Raw genomic sequence first — 25222 nt, forward strand, 5'->3', positions numbered from 1 at the left:
GCTGGTGTCGCGGTAGGAGGTGTCCCGTTACCGATCCCACTGTTCGGCCCGCGGGGGCGGCAGCCGCGTGAGCTGGCCACTCACGTCTGATCCTGATGCTGACGATGCCGACCCGTGCACTGGAACTGTGCTCAGCCAGCGGCATGGACAGGGCTTTCGCGGAGACGGCCGGCGAGTTCGGCGATCGCGGCCTCGACGGTGACGTAGGTGGGCACGGTCTCGCTCCACCCGGCCGCGTGCAGGGCGCGGTCCACGCACACGGGTCTGTCCACGATGCAGATCGTCATCGCACGGCCGGCGGCGCGCCGGTGGGTGTGGGCTAGTAGTTCCAGGCCGGCCACGCCCAGGAAGCGCAGCCCGGACAAGTCAAGGATCACGCTCTCGGCTGTCGAGGACAACCGCGGTGCCAGTAGTTCATGCAGGCGTGGGGCGGTTCTGCCGTCGAGTTCACCGGCGATGTGCACCACGATCGAGGTGCTGGTCGGACGCGAGAGCCGCAGCGTGATGCCGGAAGTGGCACTAGCCGCGGAGTGTGGTCCCGCATCCGTGGGAACACGCTTTGGTGGCGTCGTAATAGTGGTCATGACTGCCTCTCCAGAGTGGGGCAGCCAACGAAGGGAACAGAACAGACGATCCCGTGACGAAATCCCTGGCCCCGCAATACGAGGGAGCAACAACCACGAAATAGGAACCGGCGCGAACACTTCGATCAGGCTGTCGCGTTCGGCTGGTGGGTCATTCAGGCTGCCGACTCAACCACCCACCACCATACCGGTCGAGTACAGCCCGGCTGACCTGCAGAACACCGGGCGGCCCACATCAGCGCCAGGACTCCGGCGACGAGGGACCGCGACGAGCGCCACGGCCTCACCAGCCGAGACCTCACACGGTGCTGTGAACAGGGTTTACCGGCGGTCGTGTCGTGGGCATCCCCGAAGGACTACGGCAAACGGTTGAGCAGTCAACCCGCACCACAATCCATCCGTGCCGGAGACGGTCTCGTGGATTCGGACAGGGAGATTGCGGTTTCTCCCGCGACCTGCGAGTGCCCTTCCAGCACAGGACTTCACGGCCTTTGGCGGTGGCGATGAGTGAGAACGACAGCGAACCAGAAATGCCCCAACCCTGCGACGAGTGGCACGAGCTGATCACCGCTGCTGCCTCCGCGGGCCGCTGCGCGGCCCGAGAACTGGCTCTGCGCTGTTCGGCCTGGCATCTTGACCGAGCAGGCAGCGTCGGCATCCACGTCGAGCCCCTCGACTCCCCCGCGGCGATCTGGCTGCAGAGCACCGGACAGGCCGTGGCTACCGGGTCATGCACCGGCGCCCTCGTCCCGGTCGCCCTCACCGCCGCCGACCTGCACCCTGCTGTCGACGCTCCGAGCAAGGCCCGCTCCCTGCGCGCCGCGCACGCCTACGCGGTTGCCTATGGCACCATGCTGGCCGACGAAGCCGGCGTCTCCACCGAGATCCGCCTTGTGCCCGACGGGGTCCCGATGCCGGCGCAGCCGTCCCCGGCCGCCCAAGATCGCCCTTCGGTCCAGTCGCCAAGCTCGGGCTCGATGTCGGAAATCTCCCGCCACTGACCCTTCTGAACGAATCTTCCGCACATGCTCGAACGGGGTCTTCTCACGTTCGCCCTAGGACTGCACACATGAAGTGTCGGCGGTCGCGAACTGCTCGGCGAGATACTCCACCAACTCAGGACCACCGAGATCAACGCTTAAGCGCCGATTCGGGAAGGCGTTCGTAGGTGGGTACGTGCGGGAGCGTGCCGTGCATGCACCATGAACCTTGCGAAGCAATACAGCGTTCTCGGAGAAAGCAGGCAGACGATGACGACGGACCGAACGGTGACACTTCCGTCCGGAGAAACCGTACCCGCACTGGGGCAGGGCACCTGGCACATGGGCGACAAGCCCACCAAACGCGAGGATGAAGTCGCCGCTCTGCGCCACGGGCTGGATCTGGGTCTGACGCTGATCGACACGGCGGAGATGTACGGCAACGGCGCCGCCGAGCAGCTCGTCGGTGAGGCGATCCGCGGGCGCCGCGACGACGCGTTCTTGGTGAGCAAGGTCTTGCCCTCACACGCGGATACCCGAGGAACGATGCAGGCCTGCCACGCCAGCTTGCGTCGCATGGGCACCGACCACATCGACCTGTATCTGCTGCACTGGAGGGGTGCCGTGCCATTGGCTGAGACCGTCGAGGCATTCGAGGCGCTGGTGGCCGAAGGAAGTATCGGATCGTGGGGCGTGAGCAACCTCGACGTCGACGACCTGGCGGACCTCCCCGCGCACGCTCGCCCGCAGACGGACCAGGTGCTTTACAACCTGAGTCGTCGCGGTCCCGAATACGACCTTTTGCCCCGTTGCCGGGAACTCGCTCTTCCTCTCATGGCCTACTCACCGGTCGAGCAAGGCCGCCTGCTCGACGACGACCAGCTGAACGAGGTGGCTTCCGCCCACGGGCGGACACCCGCACAGGTAGCGCTGGCGTGGGTATTGCGCCACGACGACGTCGTCGCCATTCCGAAGGCGTCCTCAGTGGCCCACGTCGAGGACAACCGCAACGCGTTGTCCCTCCACCTGACCGAGGACGACCTGCGCGTTCTCGACACCACTTTTCCGCCTCCGACACGGAAACAGCCACTGGAGATCCTCTGACACGGGCTGGGCTCCGGAAGCTGTCCCGAGCCGCAAAGTGGCTGGGTGCGCTGGGATTTCCTCTTGCGCACTGTGAGGTCGGCCCGTGCTCACATCTGTGTTCGTCCGAGTACGAGTCATTTTGCGGTCAGTCCGGAGATCTCCGGTCAGTCCGGGGCTGACGGATATCTTCTTCGCTCCGTGGAGCAGTTCGGGCGGAGGGTGCGAGATGTCGAATCGGTTGAGGTCATCTATGTCTTCGAGAGCAGTGTGAAACCACCCCGGAGCACATTCGTGCGGTCGCATTCATGTTCCTGTCGCGCTGCTCCTGTCCAGTGGTGGCGTCAGAGCGTCGCCCGTCGGAAGAATTCAGTCGCGCAGGGAATTGAGGCTCGCGACGAGCTGGTCGGTCAATGATTGCCCTCCGTGCCCGGCATCGTCGACCGCGATGAGTGTGCTGCCCGGCCATGCCCGGTGTAGCTGCCATGCGGTGTCCAGCGGTCCGGAGATGTCGCATTGGATGCGATCAGCCGCCCGCAGGCCGCTCCCGAGTCACTGTATTGACCTGCATGGACTGTTTAGCGCCGTCTGCCGTTCGGATGTTCATCACGCCCCGTGCTGTCACCGTTCGTGGTCGCTACGTACCCCCCACCGGCGTCGACTTCGTTTGTGGCTCCAGGATTCACCTCGAGTCGGATTCCTCTGGCAGCGCCCTACCGTCTGTCTAGCATCAGTGGTGTACCTGCGTATCCACAGGTGGAAAGGGGTTGACCATGTCCGAGGCCACCGACATCCAGCAGAAGATGTTCGACCTGGTGCGGCAACACGACTTGGACGGGCTGCGGCAGCTCTACCACGACGACTACGTCTACCTCGACGCTGAAGGGGAGCAGCCCGGAGCGGAGGCCGGCATCGCAGTCGCCGACAAGTACAAGACTGCATTTCCCGACCTGACGTTCGAGACCCGCAGCACTCTCGCGTGTGGGGACGACGTCGCGGTCCGGGAACTCACGGTACGGGGCACGCACGAGAACGAGCTTGACGGGATCGCGCCAACGGGGCGGAAGATCGAGGTCCTCTTGTGCAACATCGTCGAGATCCGGGACGGCAAGATTTACCGCGAACGTGAGTACTACGACAACTACAGCATCCTGCGGCAGCTGGGCGCGATTTCTAACACCTGAGTGACAACTCTGGTGGGTCGTCAGCGAGCACCGGTTCAACCGTCTCCATGACGGGGCGGCCGGGTACGGCCGCATCGCCAAAACCCTGCACATGCTGGCCTTCGTTGACGCCGATGCGACCTACCGGCGCCGCATCCACACCCAACTCAACACCCAGGAATCCCGCCACGCGCTGGCCCGCCGGATCTTTCACGGCAAACGCGGCCAGCTGTACCAGCCCTACCGCCAGGGCCAGGAAAACCAACTCGGCGCGCTCGGGTTGGTACTGAACATGGTCGTACTCTGGAACACCGTCTATCTCGACGCCACCATCAAACAGCTGCGCAGCCAGGGCTATCCCGCCCGCGACGAAGACCTCGCCCGCCTGTCACCGCTCGGATGGCGACACATCAACCTCCAGGGGCGCTACGCCTTCATCAGCAGCCCACCAGGCGAGCTGCGACCTCGACGCGACCCCAACGACGAGCTCTGAACTCTGTACGCAAGGGATTGGTCAGTGAGACGGATCATAGGACCAATACAGCGGGTCGGACGTCAAGCTTGGTCGCGGGCGATGTTCTGCAGGCGCACCTGGCCGTGGGCGAGCGCCTTGCCTTGCTCGTTGGTGATCGTCACGAGCCAGAGTTGCTGGGTGCTTCCCTGGTGGATTGCCTCAGCTCGGAGTTCGGCGCGCCCTCCGGTGCTGGCGCGGAGGAAGTCGGTGGCGTTGTGCAGGCCGACGGCGAATTGGCCGCGGTCGGCGACGGCGGCGGAGGCTCCAATACTCGCGGCGCTTTCAACGGCCGTGGTGTAGACACCGCCATGTACCACGCCCCAGGGCGTGTGATGGTCGGGGCCGAGCTCGAGGTGTCCGCGCACATGGGTGGAACTGGCTTCGTCAATGACAAGACCTGCGGTGGCCACGAAGCGACTTGCGCTGTCCGGGTCGACGGGCGGCAGGTCGGCGGTGTGCTCGGTCATGGTGGTGCTCTCCCTTGGGTACGTCGATCGGAAGCTCGACTGTTTCGCTGGCTCGGTGTCTCTAGGACTTGGTGAGGACGACCTTGCCTTTCGCCCGGCCTGTCTCTTGGTAGGCGAGCGCGTCGGCGGTGGATTCGAGGGGGAAGGTTCGATCAATGACGGGCCGGATCGCTTCGGAGTCGATCAGATTGGTGATCTTGGTGAGCTGGGCACCGTCTGCGCGCATGAAAAGGAACGAGTAGCGCACGTCGTAGCGTCGGGCGGAGCGCCTGGTTGGCAGGCTGAGTGCGGTCATCGCTAACCGCAGGGGCCAGCCGAGTCCGAGTTGGTCAGCGAACTCGGGGTCAGGTGGGCCGGTGACACCGATGGCGATGCCGCCAGGCTTGAGCACGCGTAGCGACTTGGACAGAACCTTGCCGCCTTGGGTGTCGAGGACGACGTCGTAGTCGCGGGCGATGGTCTCGAAGTCCTGCGTTGTGTAGTCGATGACGACGTCGGCTCCGAGGTCGGCGACCCAGTCGAGGTTTCTGGTGCTGGTGGTGGTGGCGACGGTGGCATCGAGGTGTTTGGCGACTTGGACGGCGTGGGTGCCGAGACCGCCGGAGCCTGCGTGGATGAGCACTTTCTGCCCGCGCTGCACGTCGGCGCGTTCCACGAGCGCTTGCCAGGCGGTCAAGCCGACGAGCGGGACTGCAGCCGCCTCGGGCATGGTGAGCGTGGTCGGTTTCGGCGCGAGGTCCCGCTCGTTGACGGCGATCCGTTCGGCGAACGTTCCGATACGGTTTTTGTCGACTCGTCCGTAGACCTTGTCGCCTGCGGCGAAGCGCGTAACCTTCGACCCGCCGCGGAGCACCACTCCGGCCAGGTCGTTGCCCAAGATCAGTGGCATGGCATAAGGCAAGAAGAGTTTGAAGTCTCCGTTGCGGATCCGGGAATCCAAGGGGTTGATGCTGGCCGCGTGGATGTCGACGAGCACGTCGTGGTCACCAAGGTCGGGCTCGGGGACGTCTGCGGCTCGGATCGGGCCTTTGTAACGATCGATGACGTGGGCCTTCATCGTCGGTTTCCGTTCTGTCGACGGTGTGGTGGTCGCTGACGGCTGGTGGGAACCGCAGCTCGTAATGGACGACGGGGTGGGTCACGATGTCTCTGCCCGGTCGAGGAACTCGACGAGAGCAGGGGCGAATGCCTCGTGATGCTGGAAAACGCCGCCGTGCCCGGCGTCGCGGTAGATGACCAGCTCCGAGCCGGGGATGCGGCGGTGCATCTCGTAGGAGAGTGCCGAGGGCACCGTGCGGTCGTTGTCGCCGTTGGCGATCAGTGTCGGCTGGGTGATCTTCGAAAGATCGGACGGAGTGCCGATGCCCCAGCGCACGATCGCGACGAGCTGAGTCAGGAACCCAGACACCGTCATCGGTGCGTCTAGGTCGGCGGTCCGTTCCTCAAGGCGTTGGATGAACGCCGCGCCCGCTCGTTTGCCCTCCGGGTTGCGGTTGAAGAACAGGAACTCCTTGGGGTCGCGGCGGGCGATCGCGGCGCGGGTGATCCCGGAGAAGGTGACCACGGGGACGTTCACGATGCCTCGACCACCACGGGGACCCGTGCCGGCCAGGACCAGGCGACGCACGAGGTCGGGGTGGCGCTCGACGAGGATTTGGGCGACGAAGCCGCCGAGGGAGAAGCCGACGACGTCCACCGTCACGTACCCGAGGGCGGCGATGAAGGCGTAGGCGTCGTCGGCCATCGCCTCGACAGTGTCGGGGACGGAGCCGGTGGACGCGCCGACACCGCGGTTGTCCACCGCGATGACGTGGTGTCCGGCTGCGACAGCGTCGATGACCCGCGGGTCCCAGTTGTCGAGAGTGGCGGCGAGGTGGACCAGGAACACAACCGGGACGCCGCCACTCGGACCGAGCTCGCGGTAGGCGAACGTGATTCCGCCAGCCGCGACCGTGCGGGTCGGCGCCTTCGCGTACGAGGTGACGACCTGATCGTTGCTGTTCACGTACGACTCCCCACAACGTTCGATGCGCTGGTCCCGCGGTGCCCGGTCAGCGTCGCCGACACTGATTCCTCGCTCACGCACGTCCTCCTCGATCAAGCTTCAGGTAACTATGTATGATGACCGACATAGTATTTGGAGATCGAGACGCAGGCAAAGGGATGGTAATGACACGGCGCGCCGATCCACGACCGCGGGCCGCCATGGTGGCTAGCACCGTTGCGTTGATGCAGGAACGCGGGGTGGAGGCGACCTCGTTAGCCGACGTGCTCGCCCACAGCGGGACTCCGAGGGGGTCGATCTATCATCACTTCCCCGGCGGCAAGTCACAGCTCGTCCAGGAGGCAACCCGTTCGGCCTCGACCGACATCACGACCTTCCTAACCCGCCTGCTCGACGCGGGTGACACAGTGACAGCGCTGCGAGGCTTAGTGGACTGGTGGCGCCGCGGACTCGCCGAACACGACCACGCGTTCGGGTGCCCGATCGTCGCGGCAGCACTGGGAACCGATGAGGAAGCGCGCGAGCTCGCCAGTCGGGCCTTCGCGGACTGGGCCGAACTGATCACCGAATCCCTGGCCGCGGACGGCATGCCCCCCGAACGCGCGCGATCCGTGAGCACCCTGTTTCTCAGCGCACTGGAAGGCGCCCTCGTCATAGCGCAGGCAAAGCACGACGCGGCCCCGCTCGACGACGTCATAGCCGAGCTCGAAGCACTGGTGCACGCGGACCACGTTCGAAAGCCCTAAACTTTCCACGCACAGGGGTACCGGTAGCACACGCCGAAAATCAACGGTTAGCTCGTGGGCTTGAGGTGGCGGTAGATGGTGGGGCGGGTGACGCCGAACTCGGCAGCGATCTGGTTCACGGTGTAGCGGTGTTTGCCGTCGCCACCGGTTTCCTCGTACATCTCTCGTGCCAGCTTGGCCTGCCGGGGACTGAGCTTGGGTTTCTACCTATCGGTGCGGTACACGGGCGGCCCGGGGTCGTGGACCTCCGGCCGCGTGAGAGTGCGATGCCGCGTTTTTCACTGGGGTAGCTGCTGGCTTCTCGTGCCGATGCCGTTCAGGAGGGTGGTGACGACGCGATCGGCGAGTTCGTCGGTGTTGGTGGCGTGTTCGGTGTGTTCGTGGATGGCTATGTCGAGTAGCGCATAGTAGGTGCGTTGCGGCCAGCTCAGGTCTGCCTCGGCCGGCAGGAGGCCTGCTTGTTAGGCGCGGTTGAGCAGCTGCAGGCACCGGTGGGTGATCTGCTCCTGCAGCGTTGTGACTGCCTCACTCCACGGATGCACGCCAGCGGCGACTACACGATCATCGACCTCACCGAGCTGTTCTCCGTCTCCCGGCCGACCGTCTACCGCACCCTGCAGCGCGACCCGAACGGGCAAGCACGCTGACCTGCGATCAGGGGCTTAGCGTTCAATCTGTCCCGGTTCTTCCTCAGACCCCTTCAAGCGTCATAATGTGACGCTTGAAGGCGAGCCAGGATCGAACATCGCCGCAGCGCACAGCCTTACGAAGACTGAAACGTCGCTGAGTTGTCCTGTGTGACGCGGAGAGCGTCCTCCGGCCTATCGCCGCCGATACCGCACTCGCGCCCCGGTTACTGCTCACTCGCGCCGACCGCCGACGAGTTCGCGGTCGGCTCGGACCTGCGTGGCTGGGTTGCCAGGCTGCCGAGGATCAGTGCGAGTACCGACAGCGGTAGCGCGACGAGCACGCTGTTCCAATCGTGTGGCTTGTCGAGGGCGAACTCCCATACCAGCGTCGCGACGATTCCGGTGATCATGGACGTGATGCACCCTGCCGAGGTCGCCCGTTTCCACAGGACCGTCGCGAGTAGCGACGGAGTGACAACGGCGCCGTACATCGTGTACGAGAACACCTGGATCGCCAGCACACCGGGAAAGAGCTCGCCGACGGCGAACGCGCCGGCGCCCAGCACGACGATCGCGATCCTGGTGAGCAGTAGCTCTCTGCGGGAGCTGTGTTCCTTGCGCGTTAGCGAACGGTAGATGTCGTGTACCAGGTTGCCTGCTGAGGACAGCAGGTACGAGTTGCCCGTGGTGATGATGAACGCGGTGGCGGACATGAGCATCAGTCCGCCCAGGACCCCCGGTAGTGAGTCGGTGGCCAGTCGTAGGATGGCCGTGTCGGGCTGGATCGCTGGCAGCAGCACGACCGCGCCCATGGACAGCACGATGACCGATCCGTAGAAGAGCACGTCCCCAGCGAGGAATCCGAGCGTGGAACGCTTCGCGACTTCCGGGCTGCTCGCCGCGGCGATCCGCTGGTACAGGTTCTGGTCGCCGAGGATCAGCAGCAGCGTCGGCAAAATGTAGCCGATTAGCTGAATTGTACTGAGCCCGCCGCTCCAGGTGAGGTGGTCAGCGGGCAGCGCCTCGGTCAGCCCGCCGAAACCGCCGAGGCCCACCAGCACGAAGATAACCCCGCCGATCAATCCCACGGTGATGAGCAGCGCGCTGATCGCGTCGGTGTAGGCCACTGAGATCAGCCCGCCGCTGAACGCGAGGAACACGATTACGATCAGGCCAGCGACCTTCGCGACGCCCTCAGGGAAGCCTGTCGTCAGGTGCAGGATGTAGCCCAGTCCCCGCACTTGCTCCGACATGATCGCCGTGTAGGCCAGCAGGATGGCAACCGCGGTGATGATCCGCACCGAGGGGCCGTAGTGGCTCTGCATGATCTCGGGAACCGTGTACTTGCTGTACCGGCGGATCCGCTTGGCCAGGAACAGGTAGATAATCAGGATGCCCAGCGGGGCGCCCAGGCTGTAGAAGATGCTCGCGAGCGGGCCGTATTGGTAGGTGAAGGCTGCCCGGCCCATGAGCGTGCCCGCGCCGGTCCAGGTCGCCAGCAGTGTGCCGATCAGTACGAGTCTCCCGAGGCGCTGCCCGGCGAGCATGAAGTCGTGGTTGTTCTTGATCTTGCGCGTGGCCCAGGTCCCGATGCCGATCATCACCAGGACGTAGCAGCAGATCGTGATCAGGGTGCCGGTGTCTGTCATCGCCCGCTCCTAACTACGGCACCGGCCTGCACGACCGTGCGGATGTTGGCGGGATCGGCCAGCATCGTGACGTCGTCGAGCGGGTCGCCCTCCACAATGATTAGATCCGCGTGCGCCCCCGGTGCGAGCGTGCCGATTTCGCCGTCCATGCCCACCAGCCGCGCCGCGGTGGTTGTCGCTGCCCGGATGACCTCCAGCGGGCTCTGCACCTCAGCGCGGATGCGGAACTCCTCGTTCTGCTTGCGTTGCATCCCACCGAGCAGGTCCGAGCCGTAGGCGATGCGCACGCCGGCACGGGCGGCGCGTTCGAGAGCACCGAGCCCGCCGTCGAGCACCTCGGCGACCTTCTCCCAACTGGCCTGCGGCAGGCCGTACTCGCGGCCTTCTGCGTGCAGCGCGTGGTACGTGACTAGCGTCGGCACGAGGAAGGCTTCCCGTTCCAGCAGCAGTTCGATCGTGCGCTCGTCGAGCAGGTTGCCGTGCTCGACGCAGCGCACACCGGCTTCGAGTGCTCGATTGATGGCATGCGGCGGGTAGGCGTGCACGGTGACGTAGCGCCCGGCGGCCTCGACCTCCTCCACCGCGGCGCGCAGCTCGCCCACAGAGTATTGAGTGGAACCGATGCGGTCGCCCAGGGACGAGACGCCACCGGAGGCGTGCAGCTTGATGTGGTGGGCGCCGCGGCGGAGCTCTTCCCGGACTGCCTTGCGCATCTCGTCCGCGCCGTCCACGACCCTGCCTGTTCCGGAGCAGCACGGGTGGTCGTCGACGTGGTTCTCCTCGACAGACCGCTTGTCCCCGTGCCCGCCCGTCTGGCTCAGAGCCTTGCCGCCGTAGATCAGGCGCGGCCCGCGGATCATGCCGCGCTCGCGCGCCTGGGCCAGGCCGACGTCGGCGCCGCCGGTGTCCCGGACGGTCGTGAAGCCGCGGTCGAGCATCGCGCCCATGTTGCGGATGGCACCCGCCGTGGCGTAGGTAGGCGGCGCGTCGGCGACCTCGCCGAGATCCGCGCTGAAGGCGAGCACGTGCACGTGGCAGTCGATGAGACCGGGCAGGACGGCCGCGCCACGGGCGTCGAGCACGGGTACGTCCGCGGACGTGGTGATCCGATCGTCGACCTCGGCCACGCGGCCATCGCGACACAGCAGGTCGGCTTGCCGATAGTCACCCGTTTCCACGTCGAGCACGTGCGCGTTGCGGACAAGCAGGGATGGGGCCATCAGGCACGCTCCAATCTCCGGCAGTGGACTATGACCAAAAACACTCTCGATATAAAGCGAACCTGTCAACAGTGGAGGGCCTTATGGCATTCATCATTCACATGGGCGTACGTGGTAGAAACAAGCCATGTCCGCTGACGCCCTCGAGGGCGGCGACCTGGATCTGGTGGCCGCGCTGCAGATCGCCCCGCGCGCGAGCATGCAGGTACTCGCCACGGCGCTCGGGGTTTCCACGGGAACGGTCAGCAGACGCATGGCACGGCTGCGCGAACAGCATGGGGTCCGGATCGTCGGGCAGGTGCCGTGGTGGCTCGACGGTGCAACGCCGCACCATGTCTGGATCTCAACCACACCGGGCAGCACGAACCAGGTGGCCGCCGCAGTCGCGGAGCTCGACGAGGCGCAGTTCGTCGCCACCACCACGGGACGCGCCGACGTGTTCTGCATCCTGCACCCGGCCCGCCGCGCCGACGCAGCCGACCTGCTGACCAAGACGCTGCCATCGATCCCCGACATCGTCGGCACGCACTCGGAGCCCGGGCTGCACCGGTACGCCTCCGGATCGTCCTGGCGAATCAAACGGCTCGGTGCCGAGCAGGAACGGCAGCTGTTCGAGCACCGCCACGGCCCGCTGCCGTCCGCTCCGAACCCGTTCGGCGACGAGGAACGGGAGGTCGCCGGCGTGCTGCAGCGCGACGGCCGGGCGAGCGCGGCCGATGTCGCCCGAGAGCTGGGTAAGAGCGCGTCCACTGCCTACCGGCTGACGCAGTCGCTCCTGGACCGCGGGCTGGTGCAACCGCGAGTCGAGATCGAACCAGCGTTGCTCGGCTACCCGCTCGAGGCGGTGGTCTCGCTCGCCACGTCGGCGAGCACGATGCGCGAAACCGCAACCGCGCTTGCGATGCATCCCTCCGCTCGCTACGTAACCACGGTTGCAGGCACGTCCTCGGTGATCCACCAGGGATTGTTCCGGCATGATGACGACCTCGCCACATTCCTCACCGACGACCTCGGTGAACATCCCGGAATCACCGCGTTCGAGGTGTCCGTGGTGCTGCGCGTACTAACCCGCTACTGGACGCCCCACCGCGGCGGCTGAGCCTGACCGGGGTTTGACGAAGAACCGGAAATGGTGGGGGCAGCGAGGGAGCCGGATCTCGATACCGGAGGTCTCTCGGCGTGCGCACTGCTCCGGCCCAATCACCCCGGACGGGGTATTCCACCAGCGCACAGCACCACTCATGAGGCGGTGAGAGGCTCTATGCGGCGCACTGTCCACACCCGTGCACGCGGGCGTAGTGCTGGCTCTCGGCCACAGGGGCATTGGAAGTGGACGAGTAGGCCAGCGTCAGCGCCGCCTTCCGTCGTGGCCTGAGCCTCAAAGTAGTGGGGACCACTGCCCGTGAGGCCTACTCGGCCGGCACCGTGTTCGGGTCGCCATAGAGCGGTTTTCGCGACACCGCCCGTATGATCGCCCCGGCGCGAATACGGCGCGACACAGGACAACTCAGCGCCTTTAGGCTCGGGACCAGCGTCGATGACCCTGCTTACAGAGCCAGGGCGACGCGCAGCGCGTCGTCGACGCGGCGCATCGTCTCCGGGGGCAGGGCGCCGTAGTCGCGGGTGACTTCGTCGGGATAGACCTTGTCGATGTCATCAGCCGAGACCGCTCCGGTCCACGGGGCGTCCGCGGGGTACTCGGGGGTGGCGGTCCTCGGCTCGTCCGTTTCGAGGGGGGATCGAGCAACTGGAACAGTATCCAGCCGCCACCGGTACGGGGCCGAAGTCGCGACGGTGGCCAGAAGGGTCGACATCATGACGCAGCGGAAGCAGCAGCCGCGGGAACACAGCTCCGACCCGGCTGAAGGAATCCGGCAACCCGAGGGCGCGGAAACGACGACCACGCACGACACACGGCCGCGAGGACCGACCACCGAGGCGGACCGGCGGCCGCACGCCGACGACGCGGCGGAAGGTGAGTGAGCTGACTGTTCAGCAAACTGGACGCTGTAGCGTTCCGCGCCGTTCAGTTGCTACCGATAACCCACGCTGCGCCAGCTGACCGACGGGGAGATCAGTCTCAACTGACCATGGACGTGTGTATCCGGTTCCCGCCCCTTACAGGACCAGGCGCCGGCGGCCGAGCAGGAACCGACCAGCACGAGCTCACCGCGGCGCCGGTCTCCCGTCAGCACGAAACCGCCGGCGAAATTCAGCCGCAAACAGCGAGGCCGTACTCGCTACAGCCGAGCCGAGCTGGACATGATCCTAAGGCTCGAAGAACACCTCCAGGATGGCGCACGAGAAGACACCCCGTGGGAGTTCGAGACCCTTCTCGGGCTCGGACGTGACCGGCTCGACGAAATGGCGCGCCGGGGCCACCCCACCCGGGAGTACGTCGTGTTCGGCACCGAGTGGTGGCTCTACGTCTGCAACCGGCTCGCCGAAGACCCTCAACGTCTCTTCCGAGCCATAGCCGACGCCAACGCCTAGCTGGAGGGCTGCTGTCATAGTCAGTCGGTCCCGCATCCACGTGGTGGGTGCGGGGCCGACCATGTGCCTACAGACGTGCGCGAGCAGGTCTCGGTCGAGCGCCTGCTACCGAAACGCCCAGGTGCTTCCGCAACCGCTCCACATCTTCGGCGAGATGCGCTGTCGTGTTGACGGACAAGTCGGCACCCGCATCACTGGCGAGTGGGCGACTGCGGCCGGCGCCGCGCTGGTCGAACAGCACGCCCCAGAAGGCCTGTGGGTCGAAGTACTGGCGCGCCCCGACCGTGCAACCACTTCCCGGACCGCCGTGCAGGAATACCGCCGGGATGCCTGCTGGGTTGCCGATGGTTTCCCAATACAGCTGTTGCCCGTCGCCAACGTCGAGCATGCCGTGTTCGCACGGATCCACTACCGGGTAACGCTCACCCACCGGCACATTCTCACACCGAACAGCCCGTCACTGCGAACGCGGTCGTGAACCTCGGCCAGCTTGGTCATCACCAGCACCTCGCCTACATCCTGTTCCGGCCGGTCGGTGATTCGACGGTAAACTCCTACCTAGGGAGCAGATGCAACCTTGATTCGGCCGGTGGGGCTCAGGCAGCGGATGTCGGCTCACTGCGCCGTGGTCAGGGACCCGAGCAGCGCGGTGATCTCGGAGCGCGCCAGCCGTATACCGAACCGGCCACCCAGCGCCTCCTCTATCTCGGTGTCGCTGAGTTCGCGCTCGGTCGTGGAGCCGTCGGGCAGCATCCGACTGAGGCTGCGGCCGTGCAGCCGCAGATGCGCGTCGCCCTCCTTGCGGATGACCACCAGCTGTTTCACGAAGGGCGAGGAGGGGTGGGTGGCGGTGAAGTGGTTGGCCACCAGCACGTCGGAGGCGTGCTGGGGTGCGTCGTCAAAGCTGTAAAGGGTCTTCCACTCGTCCCCGCGGCGCTCGAGGACCTGCCAGTCACGTTCGCCGTGGGGCATCAGCTGGTAGCTCCAGTCGCCTTGGGCTTGCGGCCCGGCGTCTCCCCAGGGAAGGGCGTCGATCAGGCCGGCGCCGAATCCGACGTCGGCCAGCCACTGCTGATCGTCGGCGTGGACGTGCAGCATCATGTGCGATCGTGCTGGTGGACGCCCTTGGTGGTCGCCGACACGGGCGAGGAGGCGGTTGACCGAGTAGCCGAGCCGGTCGAGCACAGCGGCGAACAGCACTCCGTGCTCGTAGCAATATCCGCCGCGACCTGCGTGGACCAGCTTGGTTTGCACGTCGTCCAGCTCGACCGAAATCGTCCTGCCGAGCGGAATATCGAGGTTCTCGAACGGGATCGCCGCCACGTGGGCGCGGTGCAGTCGTCGTAGTGTCTGCTCGGTCGGTGCCAGGTCGCCGGTGTGGCCGACGCGCGCAAGATAGGCGTCGAGGTCGAGTTGGTCGCTGGCCCACTCGTCGGTCACGGTCATTGCTCCTCCGGTCGCCAGTGGACGACCTTGGTCGGGGTGATGCGGTTGATCATCTCGTGGAGTGTCCCGGAGGGCCAGTTCGCAGCTTCCCGTGCCGCCGCCCTGCACGGCTCTGCCTGCTGGGTGGCGGGGCGGTTGTCGGCGTGGATGCTCGGGATCGCGGCCCCGAGAAACACGTTGTCCAGCCCTTCGGGCCAGATTAGCGTCCTCACACCTGCGTGCCACCTTGCGTCAGGACCTGACCGCAGCGCTCAAAGGCAAAGACCCCATCGCCATCGCCGCGCTCCGCTCGGGGCTCGCAGCCATCGACAACGCCGCAGCACCCGTCGTCGAGAACTCGGCTGTCGAGAGCGAACACGTCGCAGGAGCGATCGTCGGCCACGGTGCCGCGGAGGTCGAACGTCTGCCCCTGACCGAACCGGAGCTGCGCGGAACCATCGAAGCGCAAGTGCAGCAGCGGTCGGTCGTCGCGGACGAGTACGACCGACTCGGCCGCGACGACCTCGCCCAGCGCATGCGAGCAGAAGCCGACGTGCCCGGCCGGTACGTGGCCGGTAGCCGATCGGTCTGTGGCGGGCTCCGACCCGAACACCCGCACGTGGTCCCTCGAATCCGAACGGACAGCACCCATTGCTGGGCGCAACCGCAATGGCCGCGCGGTCGGCTGACGCCGGTTCACCGGCACATGTCGGTTCCGGACCGTATGGTCAGGCCATGACCGTCGGTGCGGGCGCGCAGCTGCATGATCAGCTTGATTGGCATTGGCGCGAGCAGCTGCGCCCACGATTGGACGGACTGGTCGACGCCGAGTACTTCTGGGAGCCGGTCGACGGGTGCTGGAACGTGCGCCCCCGGAAGACCAGCACTCCTGGTGCTGCGGACGGAGGGGGTGAGTTCACCGCTGACTTCGTATGATCAGTCTTTCCCGTACGCGGGCACTGCCACGCTGGCACTGCGCCAACTCGATGAGGCCTACCACAACTGGAGCACCGGTGTGCTCGGCCTGACCGTCGAGGAGCTTGCCGCCCCGTGCGGACCGGCGGAGGGCCCGTGGGCAGACGCTTCGATGGCTGAACTGGTGCTGCACATCAATCGCGAGGTCATCCACCACGGTGCCGAGATCGCACTGCTGCGCGACCTTTACCGCCACCGGACCGGGTAACGCCGAGGCCCCGAGAGGTCGGGGCGATCGCCGGTCTTCGCTCCCCTCAGCACTTCAGCGCCCCAGTGCTGTGGCCGGTGGTCAGCCGTGCAGGACGAGGTAGGGAGCCAGGGCGAACAGCGTGACCACGAGAGCGTATTTCAGGTTTCGGGTGGGCAAAGCGTGCGCGATTTTCCAGCCCAGCAGGACACCGGCCAGTTCGGGAATACCGACCAGGGCAGCCAACGACCAGTTGATGCTGCCGTGGACCAGATACCCGAGACTGCCCACACCGGCGATGACGATCGACTGGACTTGGGCCGAAGCCAGCGATTCCAGCACGGGAACGCCGAGGGCGATCAGCAGTGGAACGGTGAGCATCGGTCCGCCCACACCGACGATGCCGCTGGCGGCGGACACGCCGAACCCGAGCCCGACCACCAGCGGTGCCGACGGGTGAGCCAGAGTGGCGGCCGGCTGGTGCTTCTCGCGATACCACACCAGCGCGGCCACCACGGCCACGAGCACCCCGAGGATCAGTCCGAACAGGCGCTGCGACACCACGGTGTTGACCAGCACCCCGAGCGGGGTGCCGAGCACTGCGCTTCCGGCCAGGATCAGGGCCGTGCGGCGGGTTTCGGGGTCGCGCAACTGTCCGGATCGGGTGAAGGCGGCCGTGGCCAGCGCGCCCGTCGCGATGTGCGTGACGATGGCGGTGCCGGCCACCTCGGCAGGAGACAGATCGGTCAGGGCGAACAAGCCGATCGTGGGCAGCACCCCACCCGGGCCGAGAGCGGTGATACCGATGCCGCCGACGAGCCCGAACATTCCCAGCAGAACCAGAACCGGAACCGACATACCTGCCGTCACCGACCTGCCGCCGCATGGACGTGCGGCATGTCGTGGCAGTTGGCAGGCACAGCACCCTCCGCGGAAGAAGACGGATACGCCGACGTGGTTCCGCCGGTGGTCAGCCAGTCTCGCTGCGAGTGCGGTGGCAAGTCGCCAACGCGCGGCGACCGGGTCCCCGGCCGACCTCGACGATCTCGTTCACGGCCACATGATATCCATCCCGGCAGCGCGTCGGGTCACGCGATGCGGCTGTTGTCACCGATGCACGCGGGCCGGGCGGGTTGCCACATGCCCGCAGCGGGATCACTTATGCGATGGGGCGCTGCGAGGAGATGCACGCTCAACTGCGGTGGCTGCGGCCAAGCACCCATGCGGTCATTACGGGCGAAGCGGCCACAGTGGAACGTTTACTGCGCTTGGTGGATTCGCGCGGCACACCACCGAAAGGATTGCCGCAGCTCGACGACGTGCACGGCACGACGTTTCTCGGCCTGAGGTTGCGCGCGCTCGATGTGCTGGTCCGCGCGGTTCACCGCAGTTCCACAATGGACTATGGCTTGCTGCGACCGGGGCGGCGCGATGTGCGCGCGGCCCGGGGATGTGCGCGCGGCCGCCGGGGCCTCGAGGCGGTGCGCGCTTCAGGATCGTCCAGCCGCCCGAATGCCGGTCACCGGTCTGGACTGGACTGGAGGGAGTTTCAGTCGACCTCAGGACGGGTCGAACGGTGTACGCAAGTCGCGCATCCTCGCTTCGCTGTGATCAGCGGTGGGGCTGAGGTGCTCCGGTTCCCGCACGTGTTCCGGTTGGACGAACTGCACGGGAGTCACCGTGTCCGTCGCTTCGGTGTGCTCACGAGGGGTCGGGGTGCGGCGGGAGTTCCGGCCGGTGGCCGACATACCGCTGTACTGCTGCCGCGGGGGGCGTACTGCTGTGTTCGTGCTGATGGAAATCCTTCCTCGCCGCGCTGTTACCGAGCGCGGGTCAATCTGCGAGGCGGCCGCTGAAATATAGGCCGCTGAAATGGGCGGTGGCTCCCCCGCAGCGCGAGGGAGCCACCGGAAAAGCAGAGAGCAGTCCTCAGACCGCCCGCACCACGTCGGCCTGCGGGCCCTTCGGGCCCTGGCTGACGTCGTAGGTGACCTGCTGGTTCTCTTCAAGCGTCCGGAAGCCGGAGGCGTCGATCGCCGAGTAGTGGACGAACACGTCCGGGCCGCCCTCGTCCGGGGCGATGAAGCCGAAGCCCTTTTCGGAGTTAAACCACTTCACAGTTCCGTTAATCATGTCTTTCTCCTCCTGGGAGCTGGGGTGTATGACGGGCAACCACACCGCGTGGCCACCCGGGCCGGTGATCTCAGACGGCACCTACTCCAGCTACAACCAAAGAAAGAAGCTCGCCCGCATCAACATCCTGCGAGCATGCGCAAACACGAACCCAGAACCAACGGCCAACACAAACCCTACACGTCCCCGGCCGGAAAAGCACAACCCCACGACACAGACGCGCCACTTTCGTGTCGACACTGGATTGCTCTGCTCCGAGCAGGTGGATACCGTCGCGGCATTCCCGATGATCGGCTCCCGCCGTAGGAGGAATCGTGCCCCCTGGTCTGCGCGCTGTGAGCTTCGACGTTCTCGAAACCCTGCTCGACCTGAAGCCGATGGGCGCACGGCTCGAGGAGATCGGGCAACCCGCGACCCTGTTGTATCCGTGGTTCCTGCGCTGCCAGCGAGATGCCCTCTGCCTGGCGGTCAGCGAAACTCCGACCTCGTTCCCCTCCGTCGCGCGCCAAGCGCTGCGCACCGCCACGGAACACACCGCCGACGAATCCGCCATCGATCACGTGCTCGCGGGCTTCGGAACACTGCCGGCCCATCCCGACGCCGAACCGGCGTTGCGCAAGCTCGCTGGGGCCGGGATTCCGGTGGGATGCCTGACCGTCGGCTCCCGGCAGGTCACCGAGCAGTTCCTCCAGCAAGCCGGACTCGCCCCGTACGTGCGAACCATCACCACCGCCGAACAGGCCGGTATCTGGAAACCCGCAGCCGGGCTGTACCAAACCGCGGCCGCCGATCTCGGCGTTATGCCGGAGGAGATGGCACTGGTCGCGGTACACGCTTGGGACTGCCACGGCGCCAAACACGCCCGTTGTCCCACTGGTTGGTGCGCGCGGCTGGAAGGCCACTACGGCGACGTGTTCACTCCACCGGACGTGACGGGGCGAGACCTCGTGGAGGTCGTCGACGGCCTACTGGAGCTGCCCGGCACCGGTTGAACCACGGCGACGATCGGTTCGGCCACGCCGTGCACCAGGGAGGCCAGTGATCATCTCGGCCCGTGCGGGCGGTCACTGATCAGTGTGCTTGCTCGTGGCCGTCCCGGTGTCGATCGCCTTCCACCGGAGTGACCACGCACCGCGCCGGGGTGGCTGGGACGGAGACGGCGGTAGACGGTCGAGTGTTCTCTCGTTCAGTTCGGTTTACCCGCCGGATTCATTCGATACCCGTTCCGATGGGCCACGATGGTTCCAGCAGTCGGCGGGGCGAAATGCGTCCCCAGCACGAGCGTCCCCGTTCCCGCGAGCGAAGCGAGCAGGTGACGTCGTGTCACCTCAGCTTGGGAAGGGTCGATGTCGACACAGCTGGTGATGGCGGGGTCGGCGAACTGGACGGGGTGGTGGGCGCAATCCCCCGTGATGACAGCGGTTTCGCCGCCACTGCGCACTTCGACGGCGAGGTGACCCGGGGTGTGGCCTGGTGTCGACAGCAGACGCACGCCCGGGGCGATCTCGACGGGAGCGTCGACGAGGTCGAGCAGGCCCGCGTCTTCGACGGGACGCACCGAGTCGCGGAACATCCGGGCCCGGGATTCGTCCATGTCGTAGCCGGACCAGAATTCGCGTTCGGCGTGCGAGGTGACGTAGCGGGCATTCGGGAAGGTGGGCACCCACTCCCCGCCGCGAAAGACGGTGTTCCAGCCGACGTGGTCGGCGTGCAGGTGGGTCAGTACGACCAGGTCCACCGACTCCGGCGGGAATCCGGCGGCGGTGAGCCGCTCGAGGTAACCGGTGCGCAGATCGTGCCAGGCCGGGTTTGCCCGGGTTTTGCCGTTTCCGATGCCGGTGTCGACGATCACGCGCGTGCCGCCCGCCGTGAACGCGAAGCTGTGGCTGTCGATGCGAAGGAGACCGTCGGCCGAAGCGAAGTCCGGACGCAGCCATTCCTGCTGTGCGACCACGTCGGCAGTGGCTTCGGGCAGCAACCAGGCGCCGGTCGCGAGCGGTAGGGATGTCTCGTCGATCCGGTGAACGACGACTTCGCCCACGGTCCAGGGCGGGTTTTCGTTGGACATGCTCACCACTCCCCCTTAAGGCAATATCTTTGCTTTTGTTGACGGTACGTCGTAGGGTCCTCTAAAGCAAATAATCAGCCTTTGCGGCCAGAGGAGTGCCACATGCCATCCGACCCCCTCATCCCCTCCGAGGCCGCCCGCTGGGCCGCCCGCGCCGGACTACCACCGGACACCGCACGACTCAGCGGCCTCGCGGCCACCGCCGACCACGTCCACTCGGTCGTCTCGACGCTGCGCGAACTGGACTTCGCCGAAACCCCGCCCGCCTTCGCGTACCGCTCCGGAGAGGAACAGACCTTTGCATCCCTATGAACTGACGGTGGCCGCCGCCGTGAACGAGATCCGGCAGCAGCGCCTGTCCCCGCTCGAACTGGTCGAGTCGGTGCTCGCCCGCATCGACGAGGTCCAACCACGCCTGGGCGCCTACGTCACGGTCACCGCGGAAACGGCTCGCCGCGCGGCGAGCCAAGCACGCCCCGACAGCTCCCTGCCCGGGATCCCAGTGGCCCTCAAGGACTTGATCGACGTCGCGGGTGTGGCGACTTCGGCGAGCTCCCGCGTCCGCGACGGGCACCGCGCCGAGGCCGACAGCACGGTCACCGCACAACTCGCGAAAGCCGGGGCAGCTGTGGTCGGCAAGACCCACACCCACGAATTCGCCTACGGGCTCATCACTCCCCAAGTACACAACGCCTGGGACAGCGGCCGCGTCGCCGGAGGTTCCAGCGGCGGTTCGGCCGTCGCTGTGGCGACGGGCGCCGCGACCTTCGCGCTGGGCACCGACACCGGTGGCTCAATCCGGGTGCCCGCCGCCCTCAACGGAGTCGTCGGGCTCAAACCGACCTACGGACTCGTACCCCGCCACGGCGTGACGAGCCTTTCCTGGTCGTTGGACCACGTCGGCCCAATCACCCGCACCGTCGAGGACGCTGCGTTGGTCCTGCCCGCTCTCGCCGGACATGATCCGCGCGACCCGGCCTCGTTGCCCGCCCCGGCGGGCAACTACCGGATCACCGCGGACTCGGACCTGACCGGCTTGCGCGTCGGTGTGCCGCGCAACCACTTCTTTGACCACGTCGATGCCGAAGTCGACCGGGCCGTCCGCGCGGCGATCGACCGGCTGGAATCCCTCGGCGCGCGGCTCACCGAGGTCGAGATCCCCATGGCCCGCTACCTCCAGGCGACCCAGTGGGGACTGATGGCTGCCGAGGCCTCGGCCTACCACGAGCGGACGTTGCGCCAAACGCCCGAAGACTACGGAGAAGAGATCCGGACCCTGCTCGAAGCCGGTGAGCTGATGACGGCCGGGGACTACCTGCGCGCCCAGCGCGCCCGCACCCTGATGCGCCAGCAGTGGGCCGGACTACTGGAAGAGATCGACGTGATCGCCGCGCCGACAGTTCCGGTGACCGCGGTGCGCGAGGACCAGGAATCCCTCACCTGGCCGGACGGCACGGCCGAGTCCGTCACGGATGCCTACGTGCGGCTCTCGGCACCGGCCGACATCACCGGCGTTCCCGCGCTGTCCTTCCCGGTCGGGCGGGACAGCGCAGGGCTGCCGATCGGGATGCAACTGCTGGGCCGCCCGCTCGACGAAGCCACCCTCCTGCGCGCCGCGCACGCGTACGAGCGAAACCGAACTCCCGAGGAGGAACGCGGCATGAGGCCCGTCTCGACGCAGACCGTTGCCGCTCCGCCGCCACCCAGCCAGTAGCAAAGAGTTTGCTTTAAGGTGGGGGAATGAGCCGGAAACCGTTGGTGCGCCCCGGCGGACGCAGTGTCCGGGTCCAGGAATCGGTGCACGCTGCCGTGCGAGACCTCACTGCCGAGGTGGGACGTGCAGCATTGACCGTACCGCGGGTCGCCACACGCGCCGGGGTCACGCCCTCGACGATCTACCGCCGTTGGGGAGACCTTCACGAACTTCTGTCGGACGTGGCGGTGGAACGGCTGCGCCCCGAAGCGCCGCCGGAAGACCACGGCTCGCTCGCGGACGACCTCACCGCGTGGACCGAGCAGTTCCTGGACGAAATGAGCTCGCCGGCCGGGCGCGCGTACATCCGCGACGCACTCCTCGGCGACCCCGATGGCGACAACGCCGGGCAGTGCTCGGCCTACGCAGCCGATCAGGTCGAGGTCATCCTCGCCCGCGCACACGGCCGAAACGAGCGGGTTCCCGGCGTGGAAACCGTGCTGGACCGGGTGGTCGCGCCGGTCATGTACCGCATCCTGTTCCGGCCCTCCGGGCTCGACGCCGACTACGCGCGCATGCTCGTGACCGATCTGCTCGGCACGCAGATCCAGGGGGCTGTGCCCTAAGGTTTCGCCAAGCTCGGGTACCGGTTCGGACAGCACGGTGCCGTCGACACCCGGCGGACGCCCATGTTCGGTTCGCGCCCGGCGGCGATCGCCCGTGTCAGCTGCCGGCGTCGATCACGTCGAGAATGTTCTGGGCCCTGGTTCGGGCGCCGTCGGCGACATCACCGCAGGGCAGGGAATGCAGCACGTCGTTCTCGACAGCGGTCAGGACGCGCCGTGCGGCCTCGGCCGGTTCGAGCATGTCCTTCATCGTCTCGTTGATCGACTCGAGGATGGTCTCGGCGTCGGTTCCCAGCTTGTCGAGCCATTCCTGCTGCTGCGTCATGTCCCAGGTCCCTTCCACCATGGGTGTGCGCACGAATCCCGGGCACACCACGGTGACCCCGATCGGTAGCCCGGTCATGTCGAGTTCAGCGCGCAGTGCCTCCGAGGTCGCCACCACCGCATGCTTGGAGGCGCCGTAAGAGGCGCTGAAGGGTGTTCCGGCGAGCCCCGCGATGGAGGCGGTGTTGATGACGTGACCGCGGCCCGCGGCGACGAGGTGCGGCACGAAAGCGCGGATGCCATGCAGTACTCCGAACAGGTTGACGTCCACGACTCGTCGCCACTGGTCCGGGTCGGCCTCCCACAGCGGCTTTCCTTCATGGGGGGCGATTCCCGCGTTGTTGAACACCAGGTCGATTCGCCCGAAGTGTTCCATGACTCGTTGAGCCAGTGCGGCCATCGCTTCCGCGTCGGTGACGTCCACGGCAGCGGGTAGGAACTCACCGTCACCTCCGGATGCGACAAGTTCGTCGACCGCTGACCGCACCTCGTCCTCGCGCACGTCGACCGCCACCACGGAGACACCGCGGCCTGCCAGCTCGGTGGCGATGGCACATCCGATTCCTCCGGCGGCCCCGGTCACGACGGCCACCTGCCCCGCTTCGATCCGCACCCCAGTTGCTCCTACCAATCGGATGAACTTCAAACTACCGCCGGGGCGACGGTTTCGGCAGCGGATTTCGGGAATCGTGCCGCCGGGCCGGCTCGGGTCCACTCCGCATACGACATCAGGCTCGCACTGCTGACGTACCGCTGATCCGCATCACCGACGGGCGCTTCCGCCTGGACATGGACACCCAGCTCGACATCGCCACTGTCACCAGCTGAACCGCCACGTAGATCATCTCAGTAGGGATCGGGGTCTAGGGAAGAGCCGTGAGAAATTGAACGCTAGGCTCTTGATCGCAGGTCAGCGCGTGGTGTGGGATGCGGGGCCGTGTCGCTGGAGTTCTTGAGTGCTGAGCAGGTAGAGGCTTTCGGGCGGTTCACGGGTGCGCCGTCGCAGTCGGAGTTGGACCGGTTTTGCGTGCTCAGCGATACGGACGTGGAACGGGTGTGGCAGCGGCGGCGTCCGCAGAACCGACTCGGCTTCGCTGTGCAGCTGGTGAACTCTGTACCGAAGGGGGTCCCTCAGCGAGGCAGGTTGAGTGTGTGGAAGGAGTCCAAGGCGGCGATGAGTTCGCTTGTGAAGCTGCCGCCCCCGTGGCCGGCATCGTCGACAACGACGAGTTGGCTGCCCGGCCAGGCTCGGTGGAGCTGCCAGACGGTGTCCAGCGGCCCGGAGACGTCGAAGCGTCCGTGGATCAGCACCGCGGGAATGCCGCTCAGTCGGTCCATCGCGTTGAGGACCTGATCGTCGGCCAGGAAGCAACCGTGGCTCCAGTAGTGGGTCACGAGCCGAGCGAATGTCATGCGAAACGTCGGGTCCTCGTACCTTGGGTTCGGTGTCCAGCCTGGCATCAACGACACGTGCGTGTCCTCCCAAGCGCACCACTGCCGTGCCGCCTCTTCCCGGGTGTGGAGATCGGGGCTGGCCAACAGCCGGGCGTAGGCGGCACAGAGGTCCTTGTTGCGTTCGTTTGCGGGTAACGTCGCAACAAAGCGCTCCCACTCGCGCGGAAAGACCCGTCCCATATCCCGAGTGATCCAGTCGATCTCCCGCCTGGTGCCCGCTGTCACCGCACCGAGCACCATCGCCAGTACCCGCTCCGGATGATGTTGGGCATAGACCAGGCCGAGCGTCACGCCCCAGGAGATCCCGACGACAATCCACCGGTCGATGCCCAAGTGCTCGCGCAACCGCTCAATGTCGGCCACCAGGTGCGCGGTGGTGTTCGTGGACAGGTCCGCATCCGGCTCGCTGGCCAACGGACGGCTCCGTCCGCAGCCGCGCTGATCGAACAGAACCGCACGAAAACCGCCCGGGTCAAAGTGATGGCGAGCATCATGAGTGCTACCCGATCCTGGGCCGCCGTGCAGGTACACCGCTGGTGTACCAGCAGGGTCTCCGACGGTCTCCCAGTACAAGACGTGCCCGTCTGTGACCTCCAACAGGCCAGACTCATAGGGCTCAATGTCAGGGTATCGATCTTCCATGTACCCAAGCATCACCCTTGCGCTCAGCGCACCGCCAACCCCTCCCTGACCAACGACTCGCGCGACGCCGTCGCGTCCGCAAGGGACCCCCCACTGAGACAACACCGCCCGGCCGATACGGACACGAGATGAAGCCACGAGCTGGCGTTCCTCTGACCAGG

At 66.4% G+C, this 25222-nt stretch carries 30 protein-coding genes and 3 pseudogenes; 17 read left to right on the forward strand and 16 right to left on the reverse strand.

Features of this window, described 5'->3' with window-relative positions; translation table 11 throughout:
- Positions 1–131: 131 nt before the first annotated feature.
- On the reverse strand, positions 132–584 hold the full coding sequence (locus ACYVAN_RS14150; protein ID WP_460959639.1) for an STAS domain-containing protein: 453 nt from the start codon (positions 582–584) through the stop codon (positions 132–134).
- 503 nt (positions 585–1087) lie between these two features.
- On the opposite strand from ACYVAN_RS14150, the gene ACYVAN_RS14155 reads away from it, so the two are divergent.
- The 4 genes and pseudogenes from ACYVAN_RS14155 to ACYVAN_RS14170 form a co-directional block, all read left to right on the forward strand.
- Entirely contained in the window at positions 1088–1585 is a 498-nt protein-coding gene (locus ACYVAN_RS14155) for a hypothetical protein (protein WP_460959641.1), read from the forward strand.
- A gap of 249 nt (positions 1586–1834) precedes the next feature.
- Complete coding sequence (locus ACYVAN_RS14160; protein ID WP_460959643.1) at positions 1835–2668, forward strand: aldo/keto reductase; 834 nt, start codon at positions 1835–1837, stop codon at positions 2666–2668.
- 752 nt (positions 2669–3420) lie between these two features.
- Positions 3421–3831, forward strand: a complete 411-nt coding sequence (locus tag ACYVAN_RS14165) for an ester cyclase (RefSeq protein ID WP_460959645.1) — start codon at positions 3421–3423, stop codon at positions 3829–3831.
- Between the two features lie 25 nt (positions 3832–3856).
- Positions 3857–4303, forward strand: a pseudogene (locus tag ACYVAN_RS14170) (Tn3 family transposase); the annotation flags it as partial.
- Between the two features lie 62 nt (positions 4304–4365).
- Here the strand turns inward: ACYVAN_RS14170 and ACYVAN_RS14175 are convergent.
- From ACYVAN_RS14175 to ACYVAN_RS14185, 3 genes are all read right to left on the reverse strand, one after another.
- Positions 4366–4791, reverse strand: a complete 426-nt coding sequence (locus ACYVAN_RS14175) for a PaaI family thioesterase (RefSeq protein ID WP_460959647.1) — start codon at positions 4789–4791, stop codon at positions 4366–4368.
- Positions 4792–4852: 61 nt separating this feature from the next.
- Complete coding sequence (locus ACYVAN_RS14180; RefSeq protein WP_460959649.1) at positions 4853–5848, reverse strand: NADP-dependent oxidoreductase; 996 nt, start codon at positions 5846–5848, stop codon at positions 4853–4855.
- An 81-nt stretch (positions 5849–5929) separates the two neighbouring features.
- Positions 5930–6796 carry an alpha/beta fold hydrolase gene (locus tag ACYVAN_RS14185; protein ID WP_460959651.1) on the reverse strand — a complete coding sequence of 289 codons (867 nt, stop codon included), beginning with the start codon at positions 6794–6796 and terminating at the stop codon, positions 5930–5932.
- A 200-nt stretch (positions 6797–6996) separates the two neighbouring features.
- Here ACYVAN_RS14185 and ACYVAN_RS14190 point away from each other — a divergent pair, with 200 nt between their 5' ends.
- Positions 6997–7542, forward strand: a complete 546-nt coding sequence (locus ACYVAN_RS14190; RefSeq protein ID WP_460959971.1) for a TetR/AcrR family transcriptional regulator — start codon at positions 6997–6999, stop codon at positions 7540–7542.
- A 47-nt stretch (positions 7543–7589) separates the two neighbouring features.
- Here ACYVAN_RS14190 and ACYVAN_RS14195 read toward each other — a convergent pair.
- Positions 7590–7733: pseudogene (locus tag ACYVAN_RS14195) on the reverse strand (helix-turn-helix domain-containing protein); the annotation flags it as partial.
- Positions 7734–8000: 267 nt separating this feature from the next.
- Between ACYVAN_RS14195 and ACYVAN_RS14200 the strand changes: the two are divergent.
- Complete coding sequence (locus ACYVAN_RS14200) at positions 8001–8189, forward strand: hypothetical protein (RefSeq protein ID WP_460959653.1); 189 nt, start codon at positions 8001–8003, stop codon at positions 8187–8189.
- 206 nt (positions 8190–8395) lie between these two features.
- Here ACYVAN_RS14200 and ACYVAN_RS14205 read toward each other — a convergent pair whose 3' ends face one another.
- Positions 8396–9820: a sodium:solute symporter family protein gene (locus ACYVAN_RS14205; RefSeq protein ID WP_460959654.1), complete on the reverse strand. Its 1425-nt coding sequence runs from the start codon at positions 9818–9820 to the stop codon at positions 8396–8398.
- On the reverse strand, positions 9817–11040 hold the full coding sequence (locus ACYVAN_RS14210) for a metal-dependent hydrolase family protein (RefSeq protein ID WP_460959656.1): 1224 nt from the start codon (positions 11038–11040) through the stop codon (positions 9817–9819). The genes ACYVAN_RS14205 and ACYVAN_RS14210 overlap by 4 nt, the downstream gene beginning before the upstream one ends.
- A 127-nt stretch (positions 11041–11167) precedes the next feature.
- Here ACYVAN_RS14210 and ACYVAN_RS14215 point away from each other — a divergent pair, with 127 nt between their 5' ends.
- Positions 11168–12139 carry an AsnC family transcriptional regulator gene (locus tag ACYVAN_RS14215; RefSeq protein WP_460959658.1) on the forward strand — a complete coding sequence of 324 codons (972 nt, stop codon included), beginning with the start codon at positions 11168–11170 and terminating at the stop codon, positions 12137–12139.
- Positions 12140–12587: 448 nt separating this feature from the next.
- On the opposite strand, the gene ACYVAN_RS14220 is transcribed toward ACYVAN_RS14215, so the two are convergent.
- Positions 12588–12854 carry a hypothetical protein gene (locus ACYVAN_RS14220; RefSeq protein WP_460959660.1) on the reverse strand — a complete coding sequence of 89 codons (267 nt, stop codon included), beginning with the start codon at positions 12852–12854 and terminating at the stop codon, positions 12588–12590.
- 1 nt (position 12855) lies between these two features.
- On the opposite strand from ACYVAN_RS14220, the gene ACYVAN_RS14225 reads away from it, so the two are divergent.
- Together ACYVAN_RS14225 and ACYVAN_RS14230 are read left to right on the forward strand one after the other, a co-directional pair.
- Complete coding sequence (locus tag ACYVAN_RS14225; RefSeq protein ID WP_460959662.1) at positions 12856–13023, forward strand: hypothetical protein; 168 nt, start codon at positions 12856–12858, stop codon at positions 13021–13023.
- A gap of 279 nt (positions 13024–13302) precedes the next feature.
- Positions 13303–13533: a hypothetical protein gene (locus tag ACYVAN_RS14230; protein ID WP_460959664.1), complete on the forward strand. Its 231-nt coding sequence runs from the start codon at positions 13303–13305 to the stop codon at positions 13531–13533.
- Positions 13534–13600: 67 nt separating this feature from the next.
- Here the strand turns inward: ACYVAN_RS14230 and ACYVAN_RS14235 are convergent, their stop codons facing one another.
- The 3 genes from ACYVAN_RS14235 to ACYVAN_RS14245 all read right to left on the reverse strand — a co-directional run bounded on the left by ACYVAN_RS14235 (position 13601) and on the right by ACYVAN_RS14245 (position 15191).
- Entirely contained in the window at positions 13601–13963 is a 363-nt protein-coding gene (locus ACYVAN_RS14235; protein WP_460959666.1) for an alpha/beta fold hydrolase, read from the reverse strand.
- A 185-nt stretch (positions 13964–14148) separates the two neighbouring features.
- Positions 14149–14973 (reverse strand): arylamine N-acetyltransferase family protein, encoded by an 825-nt coding sequence (locus ACYVAN_RS14240; RefSeq protein ID WP_460959668.1) that lies wholly within the window; start codon positions 14971–14973, stop codon positions 14149–14151.
- A gap of 2 nt (positions 14974–14975) precedes the next feature.
- Entirely contained in the window at positions 14976–15191 is a 216-nt protein-coding gene (locus ACYVAN_RS14245) for a hypothetical protein (RefSeq protein ID WP_460959670.1), read from the reverse strand.
- A 14-nt stretch (positions 15192–15205) separates the two neighbouring features.
- On the opposite strand from ACYVAN_RS14245, the gene ACYVAN_RS14250 reads away from it, so the two are divergent.
- Genes ACYVAN_RS14250 through ACYVAN_RS14260 form a run of 3 tightly spaced genes read left to right on the forward strand, consistent with a single transcriptional unit; the run spans position 15206 to position 16141 of the window.
- Positions 15206–15697, forward strand: coding sequence for a GatB/YqeY domain-containing protein (locus ACYVAN_RS14250; RefSeq protein ID WP_460959672.1), 492 nt, complete (start codon positions 15206–15208; stop codon positions 15695–15697).
- Positions 15694–15894 carry a hypothetical protein gene (locus tag ACYVAN_RS14255; RefSeq protein WP_460959674.1) on the forward strand — a complete coding sequence of 67 codons (201 nt, stop codon included), beginning with the start codon at positions 15694–15696 and terminating at the stop codon, positions 15892–15894. The genes ACYVAN_RS14250 and ACYVAN_RS14255 overlap by 4 nt, the downstream gene beginning before the upstream one ends.
- Entirely contained in the window at positions 15869–16141 is a 273-nt protein-coding gene (locus ACYVAN_RS14260) for a DinB family protein (RefSeq protein ID WP_460959676.1), read from the forward strand. The genes ACYVAN_RS14255 and ACYVAN_RS14260 overlap by 26 nt, the downstream gene beginning before the upstream one ends.
- Positions 16142–16222: 81 nt before the next feature.
- Here the strand turns inward: ACYVAN_RS14260 and ACYVAN_RS14265 are convergent, their stop codons facing one another.
- Positions 16223–16978 carry a sulfite exporter TauE/SafE family protein gene (locus tag ACYVAN_RS14265; RefSeq protein ID WP_460959678.1) on the reverse strand — a complete coding sequence of 252 codons (756 nt, stop codon included), beginning with the start codon at positions 16976–16978 and terminating at the stop codon, positions 16223–16225.
- A 1071-nt stretch (positions 16979–18049) separates the two neighbouring features.
- Positions 18050–18253, reverse strand: coding sequence for a cold-shock protein (locus tag ACYVAN_RS14270; RefSeq protein WP_460959680.1), 204 nt, complete (start codon positions 18251–18253; stop codon positions 18050–18052).
- A gap of 314 nt (positions 18254–18567) precedes the next feature.
- Between ACYVAN_RS14270 and ACYVAN_RS14275 the strand changes: the two genes are divergently transcribed.
- On the forward strand, positions 18568–19245 hold the full coding sequence (locus ACYVAN_RS14275) for an HAD-IA family hydrolase (RefSeq protein WP_460959682.1): 678 nt from the start codon (positions 18568–18570) through the stop codon (positions 19243–19245).
- 194 nt (positions 19246–19439) lie between these two features.
- Here ACYVAN_RS14275 and ACYVAN_RS14280 read toward each other — a convergent pair whose 3' ends face one another.
- Positions 19440–20321, reverse strand: a complete 882-nt coding sequence (locus ACYVAN_RS14280; protein WP_460959683.1) for an MBL fold metallo-hydrolase — start codon at positions 20319–20321, stop codon at positions 19440–19442.
- Positions 20322–20423: 102 nt separating this feature from the next.
- Here ACYVAN_RS14280 and ACYVAN_RS14285 point away from each other — a divergent pair, with 102 nt between their 5' ends.
- From ACYVAN_RS14285 to ACYVAN_RS14295, 3 genes are read left to right on the forward strand one after another with little or no spacing between them, the layout of a single operon-like run.
- Complete coding sequence (locus ACYVAN_RS14285) at positions 20424–20633, forward strand: hypothetical protein (RefSeq protein WP_460959685.1); 210 nt, start codon at positions 20424–20426, stop codon at positions 20631–20633.
- Positions 20620–22035 (forward strand): amidase, encoded by a 1416-nt coding sequence (locus ACYVAN_RS14290; protein WP_460959687.1) that lies wholly within the window; start codon positions 20620–20622, stop codon positions 22033–22035. Before ACYVAN_RS14285 ends, ACYVAN_RS14290 begins: the two co-directional genes overlap by 14 nt.
- A 26-nt stretch (positions 22036–22061) precedes the next feature.
- Positions 22062–22640 carry a TetR/AcrR family transcriptional regulator gene (locus ACYVAN_RS14295; protein WP_460959689.1) on the forward strand — a complete coding sequence of 193 codons (579 nt, stop codon included), beginning with the start codon at positions 22062–22064 and terminating at the stop codon, positions 22638–22640.
- 97 nt (positions 22641–22737) lie between these two features.
- Here ACYVAN_RS14295 and ACYVAN_RS14300 read toward each other — a convergent pair whose 3' ends face one another.
- Positions 22738–23577 (reverse strand): SDR family oxidoreductase, encoded by an 840-nt coding sequence (locus ACYVAN_RS14300; RefSeq protein ID WP_460959691.1) that lies wholly within the window; start codon positions 23575–23577, stop codon positions 22738–22740.
- Between the two features lie 324 nt (positions 23578–23901).
- Here ACYVAN_RS14300 and ACYVAN_RS14305 point away from each other — a divergent pair.
- Positions 23902–24060, forward strand: a pseudogene (locus ACYVAN_RS14305) (DUF4158 domain-containing protein); the annotation flags it as partial.
- Between the two features lie 35 nt (positions 24061–24095).
- Here ACYVAN_RS14305 and pip read toward each other — a convergent pair.
- A complete protein-coding gene (pip, locus tag ACYVAN_RS14310) occupies positions 24096–25073 on the reverse strand; it encodes a prolyl aminopeptidase (RefSeq protein ID WP_460959973.1) in 978 nt (325 codons plus the stop codon).
- Positions 25074–25222: the final 149 nt, after the last annotated feature.

This window comes from Parasphingorhabdus pacifica (assembly GCF_054779195.1).